The 11,596-nt window shown below is 71.8% G+C and carries 12 protein-coding genes; 5 read left to right on the top strand and 7 right to left on the bottom strand.

What is annotated here, in order from left to right; all coding sequences use genetic code 11:
- Positions 1 to 1,513: ATP-binding protein (locus tag EST92_RS05415; RefSeq protein WP_135789044.1), on the bottom strand; the 1,513-nt coding region annotated here is incomplete at its 3' end.
- A 376-nt stretch (positions 1,514 to 1,889) separates the two neighbouring features.
- Between EST92_RS05415 and EST92_RS05410 the strand changes: the two genes are divergently transcribed.
- Positions 1,890 to 2,534 (top strand): LysE family translocator, encoded by a 645-nt coding sequence (locus EST92_RS05410; protein ID WP_129279780.1) that lies wholly within the window; start codon positions 1,890 to 1,892, stop codon positions 2,532 to 2,534.
- An 86-nt stretch (positions 2,535 to 2,620) separates the two neighbouring features.
- Here the strand turns inward: EST92_RS05410 and EST92_RS05405 are convergent, their stop codons facing one another.
- The gene (locus EST92_RS05405) at positions 2,621 to 3,838 is read right to left on the bottom strand and encodes an MBL fold metallo-hydrolase (protein ID WP_129279779.1); all 1,218 of its coding nucleotides are present in this window, start codon (positions 3,836 to 3,838) and stop codon (positions 2,621 to 2,623) included.
- Between the two features lie 351 nt (positions 3,839 to 4,189).
- Positions 4,190 to 5,044: a GNAT family N-acetyltransferase gene (locus EST92_RS05400; RefSeq protein WP_129279778.1), complete on the bottom strand. Its 855-nt coding sequence runs from the start codon at positions 5,042 to 5,044 to the stop codon at positions 4,190 to 4,192.
- A 504-nt stretch (positions 5,045 to 5,548) separates the two neighbouring features.
- On the opposite strand from EST92_RS05400, the gene EST92_RS05390 reads away from it, so the two are divergent.
- Positions 5,549 to 6,517, top strand: a complete 969-nt coding sequence (locus EST92_RS05390) for a PfkB family carbohydrate kinase (RefSeq protein WP_129279777.1) — start codon at positions 5,549 to 5,551, stop codon at positions 6,515 to 6,517.
- Here EST92_RS05390 and EST92_RS05385 read toward each other — a convergent pair.
- From EST92_RS05385 to EST92_RS05375, 3 genes are read right to left on the bottom strand one after another with little or no spacing between them, the layout of a single operon-like run.
- A complete protein-coding gene (locus EST92_RS05385; protein WP_174243927.1) occupies positions 6,490 to 7,392 on the bottom strand; it encodes an SAM-dependent methyltransferase in 903 nt (300 codons plus the stop codon). The genes EST92_RS05390 and EST92_RS05385 overlap by 28 nt on opposite strands.
- The gene (locus tag EST92_RS05380; RefSeq protein WP_129250248.1) at positions 7,389 to 7,667 is read right to left on the bottom strand and encodes a DUF397 domain-containing protein; all 279 of its coding nucleotides are present in this window, start codon (positions 7,665 to 7,667) and stop codon (positions 7,389 to 7,391) included. Before EST92_RS05380 ends, EST92_RS05385 begins: the two co-directional genes overlap by 4 nt.
- Positions 7,668 to 7,670: 3 nt before the next feature.
- On the bottom strand, positions 7,671 to 8,537 hold the full coding sequence (locus tag EST92_RS05375) for a helix-turn-helix transcriptional regulator (protein ID WP_129279776.1): 867 nt from the start codon (positions 8,535 to 8,537) through the stop codon (positions 7,671 to 7,673).
- Between the two features lie 215 nt (positions 8,538 to 8,752).
- Here EST92_RS05375 and EST92_RS05370 point away from each other — a divergent pair, with 215 nt between their 5' ends.
- Positions 8,753 to 9,139 (top strand): ATP-binding protein, encoded by a 387-nt coding sequence (locus EST92_RS05370; RefSeq protein ID WP_129279775.1) that lies wholly within the window; start codon positions 8,753 to 8,755, stop codon positions 9,137 to 9,139.
- Between the two features lie 71 nt (positions 9,140 to 9,210).
- Here the strand turns inward: EST92_RS05370 and EST92_RS05365 are convergent, their stop codons facing one another.
- Entirely contained in the window at positions 9,211 to 10,011 is an 801-nt protein-coding gene (locus EST92_RS05365) for an SGNH/GDSL hydrolase family protein (protein WP_129279774.1), read from the bottom strand.
- A gap of 253 nt (positions 10,012 to 10,264) precedes the next feature.
- Here EST92_RS05365 and EST92_RS05360 point away from each other — a divergent pair, with 253 nt between their 5' ends.
- Both EST92_RS05360 and EST92_RS05355 read left to right on the top strand, forming a co-directional pair.
- On the top strand, positions 10,265 to 11,071 hold the full coding sequence (locus tag EST92_RS05360) for a tyrosine-protein phosphatase (protein ID WP_129279773.1): 807 nt from the start codon (positions 10,265 to 10,267) through the stop codon (positions 11,069 to 11,071).
- 35 nt (positions 11,072 to 11,106) lie between these two features.
- Positions 11,107 to 11,526 (top strand): GNAT family N-acetyltransferase, encoded by a 420-nt coding sequence (locus tag EST92_RS05355; protein ID WP_129279772.1) that lies wholly within the window; start codon positions 11,107 to 11,109, stop codon positions 11,524 to 11,526.
- Positions 11,527 to 11,596: the final 70 nt, after the last annotated feature.

Below are 11,596 nucleotides of genomic sequence, written 5' to 3'. Positions count from 1 at the left end.
GGAACTCGGCCGTACGCTCGTCACAGCCGGGTGGCGACGGGTCGAGCGCAGGGTCAAAGGACGGGGCGGGGCGGGGGATGGCCACGGTCGGGGAGCCGTCGGCGCCCGGGTCACGGCGGTCATGACGCGCGTGCCGCGCCGGGCCGGCGTCAGGGTCGTCGGCGTATCCGGCGCCGTAGCCGCCGTCGTGGTCGAGCGCCGGGACGGTGTCCGGGGATCCCGTGAGCGAGGCGTCCGTCCCGCTCTTCTCCCCGTCGGCCGGTTCCGCGCCGAGCAGCCCCTGGGGCACGATCAGGACGGCCTGGACGCCGCCGTAGATGTTGCTCTGCAGCCGGACAACGATGCCATGCCGCCGGGCGAGCGAGGAGACCACGAACAGCCCGATGCGGCCGTCGCTCAACAGCTCGGCGACGTCGATGTGTTCGGGGTCGGCCAGCAGGGCGTTCATCCGGTTCTGCTCGTCCGCCGACATGCCCAGGCCGCGGTCCTCGACCTCGACGGCGAGACCGGCGGTGACGAGCTGGGCGCGCAGCAGGACCGGGGTCTGCGGGGCGGAGTAGATCGAGGCGTTCTCGACGAGTTCGGCGAGCAGGTGGATGACGTCGGCGACGGCGTGTCCGCGCAGGGTGCCCTCGATCGGCGGCACCAGCTTGATCCTCGGGTACTGCTCGACCTCGGCGATCGAGGAGCGCAGTACCTCGGTCATCGACACCGGGCGGCTCCACTGGCGGCGCGAGATGGCGCCGCCGAGGACGGCGAGGTTCTCGGCGTGCCGGCGGATGCGGGTGGCCAGGTGGTCGACGTGGAACAGGCCCTTGAGCAGGTCCGGGTCCTCGACCTGGTTCTCCAGCTCGTCCAGCAGCTCGATCTCGCGGTGGACCAGGGACTGCAGCCGGCGGGCGAGGTTCACGAAGACCTCGACCTTCTGCTCGCTGCCGCTGGCGTTGCTGCGGGCGATGGCGACCGCGTCGATGACGGCGGACTCGGCGGCCCGGCCGGCGGCGGCCACCTCATGGGCGAGCAGGTCGAGGGTGTCGCCGGTGGGCGCGAGCGCCGTGTCCGGCTCGCGGCGCCGGAGCCATTCGCCCTGCCGTACCCGGTCCAGCAGGTCGTAGAGGTCGGACTGGCTGCGGGCGCAGACCTGGCGGAGCCGGGCGTAGCGGGCCACGGCTGCGCGGGCCTCGGCGTTGGCCGCGGCGCCCGCGGTCAGCACGATGACGCAGACCAGGGCGAGCCCGCCGGCCAGGATCACCCATGCCTGCCCGGACAGCCGGGCGCCGCCGGCCTGCACGACGAACGCGGCGACGGCGGTGCAGACGACGGCGACGAGGAGGCAGGGCACGGCGGCGAGCCTGACCAGCCGGGACCGTATCGCCGAATCGGCGGCCGACTCGGGGAACGCGACCCGGCCGTGTCGTCCGCCGTCACGCTCCCGCCGCCGGGCGGAGGTGGGGGCAGGAGCGACCCCCGGGACGCCCTGGGGTCCCGGGGACCTCTGAGCCTCCTGGGACATCTGGGTCCCCTGGGGGAATGCGGTAGGCATCGGCGCCCTCCGGATCGGCCGTTGGCAGTTCGCGGAGCACGCACGCTAGTTGTTACGGGGGTAGTGTCCGGAGCCACTTCGGGCTTTCGCTACCCCTCGCCACCTCCTTGAGTGGGCGCGTGGCGCACATCAGTGCGATGCAATCCGAACTTCCGTTCAGCGAGGCGGAGTTGTGGCCTCCACAAGCGCGCCTCCGAGGGCTCACGGGCGGCATCCGCGGCCGCGCAGCACGGGGGCCCGGCCCGGCCGGCGGCGGACCGGGCCGCACGCCATCCGTTACTGCACGCCGCTCCCCACTGACGAAGCCCCGGGTCCGGCTGATTCAATGACCGGCGAGGTGACAGACATGGTGAGTACCGACCGCATACTGGCGTTCGCAGCGATGTCGCTGCTGGTGATCGTGATCCCGGGGCCGAGCGTGCTGTTCGTGATCGGCCGGGCGCTGGCCCACGGCCGGCGGACGGCCCTGGCGACGGTCCTGGGCAATGTGCTGGGCTCCTACCTCCTGGTGGTCGCGGTGGCACTCGGCCTCGGCTCGCTGGTGGAGCGGTCCGTCACGATCTTCCTCGCCGTGAAGCTGGCCGGTGCGGCCTACCTGGTCTTCCTCGGTGTCCAGGCCTTCCGGCACCGCAAGGACATGAAGATGGGCGCCGTGGACGCGCCCGGGCCGTCGGCCCGCGGTGATCTGCGGACGATTGCCGACGGCCTCCTGGTCGGCGTCACCAACCCGAAGGGGATCGTCTTCTTCGCCGCCGTACTCCCCCAGTTCGTGGACCCGTCGGCGGGCGGGCTGCCCACCCAGATGATGATCCTGGGCCTGGTACCGATCTCCATCGGCCTGATCACCGACACCGTGTGGGGGCTGACGGCCTCGGCGGCCCGCGGCTGGTTCGCCCGCTCCGACCGCCGGATGTCGATGATCGGCGGGGCCGGCGGCTTCGCCATGATCGGCCTCGGTGTGACGGTGGCGGTCACCGGCCGCGCGGACTGACGGCGGCGGGGCCCGGCGCCCGTGCGGCCCGCGCCGCCGCGGGCCTTGGCAGCCATGGCGCCGCCGGCGACGCGTCCGGACCGGCCTCAGCGGTCCGCGGCGAGGTCCACGTCGGTGGCGGAAACCACCGGGGCCCAGGCGGGCCAGCCATGGGCGGGCGGCACCGCGATCGGCCGCCACCACGGATGGACGGCCGGCGGATCGGCGGGCTCGAAGGGCTCTCCCGGCCGGGGGTGCGCGGTGTCGACCCCGGCCTTGCGGGCAGCGGTCATCGTCCAGTCGGCGGGCTCCGCCCAGGGGTGCAGCGCCAGGTTGAACGTGCCCCAGTGGATCGGCAGCAGCACCCCGCCGGACGCTTGGCCCTGGAGGTCGAGGTGGGACTGCACGCCCTGCTCGGGGTTCATGTGGATGTCCGGCCACATGCCGGGGTGCCGGGTGTCCGAGGTGGGGTTCTTGGGCCAGAAGTCGCTGTACGCGCCGATCTGGATCATCGTCGCGTCGAACGGGCCGTGCGCCGCGCCGATCTCCGCGAAGCCGGAGAAGTAGCCGGTGTCGCCGCTGTGGAAGATCCGGTGCTCGGGCCCGGCGACCACCCAGGAGGTCCACAGGGTGTGCTGCGGGCCGCGCAGCCCGCGGCCGCAGAAATGCTGCGCGGGGGTGGCCGTGAGGGTCAGCCCGCCGACGCGGGTGGACTCGTGCCAGTCGAGCTCGGTGATGCGCTCCGCCGGTACGCCCCAGAATTCCAGGTCGGCGCCGATGCCGAGCGGTACCACGAATGCCGCGCCGGTGCCGGTCAGGCGCTGGATGGTCGGCATGTCCAGATGGTCGTAGTGGTCGTGCGAGATCATCACGACGTCGACCGGTCCCAGCTCGTCCAGCCCGATGGGTACCGGGTGCAGCCGCTTGGGGCCGGCCCAGCTGAACGGCGAGCAGCGCTCACCCCAGACCGGGTCGAAGAGCACCCGCTGCCCGTCGATCTCGGCCAGCACGCTCGAATGCCCCATCCAGGTGAGCCGCAGCCCGGAAGCGGGTGGCGCCGCCAAGTCCCCGGCGGTCGGGCGGTGCACCGGAATCGGGCCGATCGGCGCCCGGCGCAGCCGTCCCTCCCGGCTCAGCTGCGCCCGCGCCATCTCCAGCGCGGCGCCCTTCGGCGGTCGTCCGGTCGGCACCGGATTGCGGAACTGACCGTCCACGAACTGTGGCGATCTGCGCATCCTGGCCAGCCGCTCCCCCGTGGGTTCGAGGCCGAAGCTCGCGGGGCGCAGCGCGGAAAGGCCAGTGCGACGGGAACGGGAACCGGTCACGGCACCTCCATGGTCAGGGCGAACGCGAAGTGATACGGGCCGCGAGGGCGGCAGGCTCCGGCACACAGCGCCACTCGGCGCCGTCGTACGGCTTCCGCACCACGACACCCGGACTCAACACCATCACCCTCTGAGGCAAACCGCGCGACCGGCCGTGACATTCCGGGGATCGGGTGTGATCCAGGCCGTGTCTTTCGGATCGGCCCCTGGCTGATCCGAAAGACACGGCCTCGTCCGAGAGGGATTCGGCGGGCCCGGCGGCGCCCTTTTCGGCACGTCGGACGCGTCCATTGCGGTGAGCCGCGCCCGGCACCCGGCGGCACCGGCCGCCGGCCGCGCTCCGGCGGCGTCCTACCCCCGCCCGAATTCCAGGACGAGATGATCCTCGACCCGGCGGTAGCCGAGCCGCTGGTAGAGGGCGTTGCTGGTGGGGTTGGCGAGATCGGTGAAGAGCAGCAGCTCCTGCGTGCCGCCGGCCCGTACGGCGCGGGAGACGGCGGCCGTCACCGCTCCCGCAAAGCCACGTCCGCGCAGCTCGGGCGGGGTGTAGACGGGGGCGACGCGGGCCGCGCCGGAGAGCGGAGGGGTGTGACCGGCCATCGCGACGGGGCGGCCGTCGCTCTCCCACAGCAGGCAGCGGCCGCCGGCGATCCGGGCGTCGACCGCGCGCGCGTCGCGGGGCGGCGGGTCACCGACCTCCTTGGCGAAGGCCGTGAACCAGGCGAGCAGCAGATCCCGGTCGGCGGGCGTGGCGCGCCGGGCGGTGCCCGGTGGTGCCGGGGACGGCTCGACCAGCTGGTCCAGCCGGTAAAGCCGGAGGCGTTCGGCAGCGGTCACCGTGCCGCCGTGCCGCCGCTGCCAGGCGTCGGCGACCGCCTCGGCCGCCGCCCGGCCGGCGTTCACCCCCGGGACGTCGAGCCGCTCGGCGGTCAGTGTCTCCACCAGCTCGCCCGCGGCCTCCTCCGGCATCGGCGAGAGCAGCGCCGTCCACGGCGGCGTCCACACGAACGCGGCCCCGACCGGATCCTGCCCGCTGCGCCGCCACCAGCCGAACGCGGGCGCGCCTGCCCCGTAGGCATCCGCGCCGAGCGAGCGCAGCGACGACGTCACCGACAGCAGCACCGTGTGCGCGGCGGGCCGGCTGCGCAGGAACGCTCCCGCCGCCGCCTCGAAGTCCGCCAGATCCCGGGTCGTTGTCCATGCCATGCCTCATCCTCCCGTGGGCGTGCGCGCGGCCGCAGCCGCTTTTCGGGGGCGGTACATCCGGACCTCCGGGTGGCGTAGGCAAGGCCCGCGTCCACGGTCTCCGCGTGCGGGGCGGTCCGGCCGAGGTCGCCGTACCACTGCGGTGTGCGGGAGCCGCGGCCCGAGGCATCCACGACGAGCCCGGCCGCCGGCTCCCGTACGGCCCGCCCGGCCGGCGCACCGTCGCGCGAGCGCACCCCGTGTGTCCCCCGTTGGAGTGCTCTGCCATGCCTGCCTCGCCCCCGCCGGCCCGTCCGGCCGCCGTACGCCCTTACTCGCTCCCCACTGGCCACAGAGCAGCGGCCTCGCCCCTTACAACTCGTTTATCCCTCGTGTCACCACATTCCCTGACATCCCGTCATGCGGCGCGCCTGCGTCTAGACTCCCGGCAGCGGACGCACCTCGTCCGCAAACGGTCTCACCAGCAAGGGATTCGTCTCACCAGCAAGGGATCCAGGGACGCTTGTGACATTCCAGCAGGTTTCTGAGCCGTATGACGCCTATGACGTGCTCGTCGTCGGCGGGTCGGGCGTGGACACCGTCGTGCCGGTCGGCGCGCTGCCCGTACCGCTCACCGATTCCTCCGCGGTGCCCCCCATTCGCGAATGGGTGGGACACACCGGTACCGGCGTCGCGCTGGGCTGCGCGGCGCTCGGGCTCACCACCGGTTTCGTGGACTTCATCGGCGACGACCACCACGGCAGCCTGATCCGCGAACGGATGGCCGCCACCGGCGTCGACTTCCGGCCGCTGATCTCGCCGCACGGCACCCGGCGGGCGGTCAATCTCGTCGCCCCCGACGGCCGCCGGACGTCCTTCTACGACGCCCGGGACCCGCTCGACCTGCGGATGCCGCCGGAGCACTACCTCCCCGCGCTGCGCCGCGCCCGGCACGTCCATCTGTCGATCACGCACTTCTCCCGCTTTCTGTACGACGACATCGAGGCGCTGGGCCTCCCCGTCTCCACGGATCTGCACGACTGGGACGGGCTGACGGAACATCACCGCGAGTTCGCGCTCCGCTCGAACCTGGTGTTCCTCAGCACCGCCGGGGCGGGTGAACGGATCGCGTCCGTCATGCGGGAGATCCTGCACGAGGGGCGTGCCGAGGCCGTGATCGCGACGGCGGGGGCGGGCGGCGCCTATGTGCTGGGCGCCGACGACCGCTCCCCGCGCCCGGTGCCGGCCGTGGTGCCGCCCGGCCCGGTCGTGGACACCAACGGCGCAGGCGACGCCTTCACCTGCGGTTTCCTCTACGGCCGGCACTTGGGCCGGAGCCTTGAGGACTGTGCGCGACTGGGCGCCGTCGCCGGGGCGCATGCCTGTACCTCGCCCGGCACCCACACCACCCTCGTCGGCCCGGACGTGCTGCGCGCGGTCCCCACCACGGCGCCGGCCCCCGTCGATCAGTCCTTGCGGCCCACGCCGCCGTAGAAAATGGTGTTGTTGAGCTCCTCGGCGCCGGGCACCGCACCGTCCGGCCGCCACAGTGGGACCCGTACGACACCCGGTTCCAGCAGGGCGAACGGTCCGAAGAGCGGCTCGATGCCGGCCTTCGTGCGCAGGTTGAGGGTGGCGGTGGAGCTCTGGTAGACGCTCACCACGCCCTCGCGCGCCCGCTCGTCCGTGCGACCCGGGGCATAGGCCTCGTAGGGCTCACCGGTGGCGTGCGACAGCACGAGGCAACTGCCCGCGGGGAGCGCGTCGGCGAGGGTGGCGACGAGCGCGGCGGGATCCTCGTCGTCCCGGATGAAGTGCAGTACGGCAACCAGCAGCAGCGCCACCGGCCGGTCGAAGTCGATCAGTTCCCGGACGGCCGGGTGGTCCAGCAGCGCCTGGGGGTCGCGGACGTCGCCGAGCACGAACGCGGTGCCCTCGGTGGTGGTCAGCCGGGCCCCGGCGTGGGTGGCGACGATCGGGTCGTTGTCGACGTAGAGGACGCGGGTGTCGGGCGCGATCTCCCGGGCGACCTCATGGGTGTTGGGCGAGGTGGGGATGCCGGTGCCGATGTCGATGATCTGGCGGATGCCGCCGGCGACCAGTTCGCGCACCGCCCGCCGCAGGAAGTCCCGGTTGGCGCGGGCGCTGAGCCGCACCTGCGGGTGGACCTCGATGACGCGCTCCGCGGCCACCCGGTCGACCTCGTAGTTGTCCCAGCCGCCGAGGTAGTAGTCGTACATCCGGGCCGGATGCGGCCGGCTGGTGTCGATCTCCTCGGCCGAGAAGCCCGAGTGCTCGGGGCCCTGGACGTACGGTCCGAGGTCCGTGGCCCCGTCCGGTCCGTGGGGGGAGGTGCCCTGCTCGCTCATGCCGTCCTCCGGTCGGTGCACCGGGCCGGTGCCACCGCGAGCAGGAAGTCGGCGTGGCCCGCCTTCGCCCCCTCGATGAAGCTCACCATTTCGCGGTGCGTGTAGATCAGGGCCGGGCCGTCCGGGTCGGTCGACTGGCGCAGCGCGATCCGGCCGTCCCCCAGCCGCATCGCCTCGACGCACTCGCCGCCGTTTCCGCCGCTCCAGGGCTTGTGCCAGCCCTCCGTGCCCAGTTCTGTGGCGGGCATGCCGTTGTAGATGCGTATGCGATCCATGGTTCAGATCTCCTTGCGAAAGCCACCCAGAATGGCCTCGGTGCGGTGTGCCGGCGCGGCCTGCGCGCACATCCGGTCGAGGGCCTCCAGGAACTGCGAGACGTCGTTGCGCTGGTCGAAGTACACGGCTCCGACGAGGCTTTCCGCGTATGCGATGTCCGGGAGTTCCGGGATCGGGAAGCGGAAGAGGTGGAAGGGGCCGTACATGGCCGGGTGCGGGCCCGCGGCGAAGGGCATGATTTGGAGCCGGACGTTCGGCAGCGCGGTGGCTTCCCTCAGCCGGGAAATCTGCTCGCGCATCACCGGGGAGCCGCCGATCGGCCGCCGCAGCACGGTCTCGTCCATGACGACCCACAACGTCGGTGCGTTGTCGCGGGTCAGCAGGGACTGCCGGGCCATCCGCAGGGCGACGATCCGGTCGATGTCCGCCGGGGACGCGTGCGGCATACCCGCCCGCAGCACGGCGGCGGCGTAGTCCTCGGTCTGCAACAGCCCGGGGACGTAGTGCGGTTGGTAGGCCCGGATGAGGTTGGCCTCGCTCTCCAGGCTGACGAATGCGCTGAACCACTCGGGAAGGACGTCCCGGAAACGGTGCCACCAGCCGGGCTTGTTGGCCTCGCGGGCGAGGGAGAGGAAGCCCTCGATCTCGTCCTCGTCGGCCACGCCGTAGGTCGCCAACAGCTTCTCGACGTAGGGGAGTTTGAGGCCGACCTCGGCCTTCTCCATGCGCCGTATCGTGGCGTGGGTCACGTCGAGGGCCGCGGCGGCCTGTTCGTAGGAGAGCCCCGCTTTCTCGCGCAGGTCCTGCAGTCGCTTACCGAGCACCACCCGCAGGACGGTCGGTGCACCTGCCGACCGTGGGTCCGCCACGTCCGATCGCCTCCAACTGATTTCAGTGTGCAGCAGTGTGTCATGCCGTCAGTACCGCGAACAGACTGCTTCTTACGATTCTGCAAATTGCAGAGTGATCCTTGCCATCGGTCACCGACATCGCACATAGTTGCGGAGTGGCTTCCTCCAACAACGCTCCTTCGTTAGGGCGCTGTGGCAGCTTTGTCGCCCAGTACCCGCAGGACGCGTTCCACTTGCCGGCGCGACGCACGTCCGTGCCCGAGGCGCGCAGGCGCGTCAGCGCACTGCTGACCGAGTGGGGCGCGGATCAACAAGTCCGCGACGACGTGGAGTTGGTGGTTTCCGAGCTCTTCACCAACGCTCTGCGACACACCGACAGCGAGAAGGTCGGGTGCGAACTCGCCCTGTTCGGCGCGCACATACGCATCGAGATCACGGACCAGGGCGGCCCGGAGAATTCGGCGCCGCACGTCCAGCCCGGCAGCGTGGACAAGGAGTGCGGGCGGGGACTGTTCCTCGTCGGCGCGCTGTCCGACAGCTGGGGGTCCCGGCCCGCCGACAGCGGACCGGGCCGGGTCGTCTGGGCGGACCTGCCCTACACCGGTACCGCAGCGCACTGAGGCCCCGCTCCGCCGTCGGCGGAATCGGGGCCTTCGTCGTGCCCGGGGCCGTTTCCGGCCGGTGCCGGACGCTACAGCGGCAGCAGATCGGGCCGCTTCGGCTCGACGTGATCGCCGGAGGACTCACCGCGGAGCCGGCGGCCGATCCACGATACGAGGTGCTCGCGCGCCCAGTGGATGTTGTCCCGGCGCGCGTCGGCGGCCGAGCGCTCCGCCTCCGGCGGCCACGGCTGGTCCGGGTCGGCCGGCACCCGCATGCCGAGCACCTGGGCCGCGCGCAGCGCCACCCGGGTGTGCCCGTCGGCCGACAGGTGCAGCCGGTCCTCGCTCCAGGCCCGCCGGTCCTGCACCGACTTCAGCGACCACAGATCCAGGACCGGGCAGTCATGCCGGTCCGCGATGGCCCGGACGTGTGCCGTATACGTCGCGATCTTGCCGCGCAGGTGCTTGAGCACGGGGACGCCGCGGGTGTCGAAACCCGTGCAGACCAGGACCGTGCCGACCGACCCGCGCAGATCGCGGACCGCCGCCTCGTAACGCTCGGCCACCGCGTCCGGGTCCGAGCCCGGCCGCAGGATGTCGTTGCCGCCGGCGCAGAACGTCACCAGGGCGGGGGCGAGCTCCTTCGCCCGCGGCACCTGTTCCTCGACGATCTGGTCCAGGAGCCGTCCCCGGACGGCGAGATTCGCGTAGCGGAAGTCGCCCTCCGCCTGCTGATCCGAGAGCAGGACCGCGAGCCGGTCCGCCCAACCGATGTACACCCCGTCAGGGCCGGGATCCCCGACCCCCTCTGTGAAGCTGTCCCCGACGGCTGCGTACGACCCGATGGCGCCATGGGCGCCGCTGCTGATGTTCTTCGAATCGTCTGCCACGTCAGGACATACTTCACCTTGAGAAGTGACTTACGCCACCGTAACCAGGGGTTGACGGCAGGTGATTAATGCCACCGAGTTAAATTCGACCCAAACGGGAATAGAGATCGACGCATCTTGCTTCCCGAGCGCTTTGCCACACTCCTACACGCCCGTATTGCGGCCTGATTGTTCCTTGCATCAATGTCGTATCGTCGGATGGTGACCCGCCTCGTCGACGAGCAGCGTCGGCGGCCGACACCAAGGAGCGCCCGTGACGCAGACGCCGCAGGTCCCACCGGCCCAGACCGAGCTCGCGGAGGTCCGCAATTTCCGCGATGTGGGCGGGCTGCCGACCATGGACGGGCGTCGCGTACGGGAGGGCAGGCTGTTCCGCAGCGGGCATCTCGCCCATGCAACCAAGGAGGACGCGGCATTTCTGGCCGGCCTCGGACTGCACACCGTCTTTGATTTCCGTAATGCCTCGGACATCGAACTGGAGGGGCCGGATGTCGCGCTGCCCGGGGTGCGCAATGTGAACATTCCGCTCACCGACCCGGCCGACGGTGCCGAGTTCTGGACGATGGTGCGCGACGGTGAGCTGGACCAGCTGCGCAGCGCGCTCGGCGACGGGAAGGCCGCAGCCCGGATGGCCGCCACCTACCGCCACATCATCACCACGCGTACCGAGGACCACAGCCGGGTGCTGCATGCGCTCGCCGAGGACAGCGTGCCGGCGCTGATGCACTGCGCGGCCGGCAAGGACCGTGCGGGCCTGTCCGTGGCCGTGACCCTGCTGGCGGTCGGCGTGGAGCGGGACGCCATCGAGGCGGACTACCTCAAGTCCAACGACCCGCACCGCCGCTACAAGATCCGCCGCTCGGACAACTCGGCGGTGGGGATGTCGCCGGAGGTCATGGAGCTGCTCTCGCCGCTGTTCGGCGCGCACACCGACTACCTCACGGCCGCCTACGACGCGATCGAACGGACCTGGGGCTCGACGGAGGCGTACCTCACCGACGGCCTGAAGCTGACCCCGGCCGTCCGGGAGCGGCTGCGGGACCGGCTCCTGACGGACTGATACCCGCGCGCGGTCCCTGTGGCAGGCTGCCCGGCATGATCGACAACTATGAGTTCTCCAGCGATCCGGCCCGGCTGGACGCCGCCCTGGTGCACCACTGGCTGTCCACCGACACGTACTGGGCGGCGGGCCGTTCACGGGACAAGCAGGACCGGGCGATCGCCGGCTCGCTGAACTTCGGCGCCTACGACACCGGCTCGGGCGCCCAGGTCGCCTATGCGCGGGTGGTCACCGACCGGGTCACCTTCGCCTGGCTCTGCGATGTCTACGTGGCCCCCGCGGCGCGCGGCAAGGGGATAGGCACGGCGCTGGTCGCCGCGGTCCGCGACCATCTGGCGCCCTACGAGGTGCGCCGCATTCTGCTCGCCACCGCCGACGCCCATGCGGTCTACGGGAAGGTGGGGTTCCGCCCGTTGACGGAACCCGCGAAGTGGATGGCGTACGGGCGCCAGTAGGGAGCGTGACGGCGGCCGCCCGGAGCGGCCCCGCCCCAGAGCCCGCCCGATGGCCGAGCGGGCCGAGGGC

Source organism: Streptomyces sp. TM32 (assembly GCF_004122755.1).
Classification (GTDB): Bacteria; Actinomycetota; Actinomycetes; order Streptomycetales; family Streptomycetaceae; genus Streptomyces; species Streptomyces sioyaensis.
This window is presented reverse-complemented; position numbering and strand designations above follow the sequence as displayed.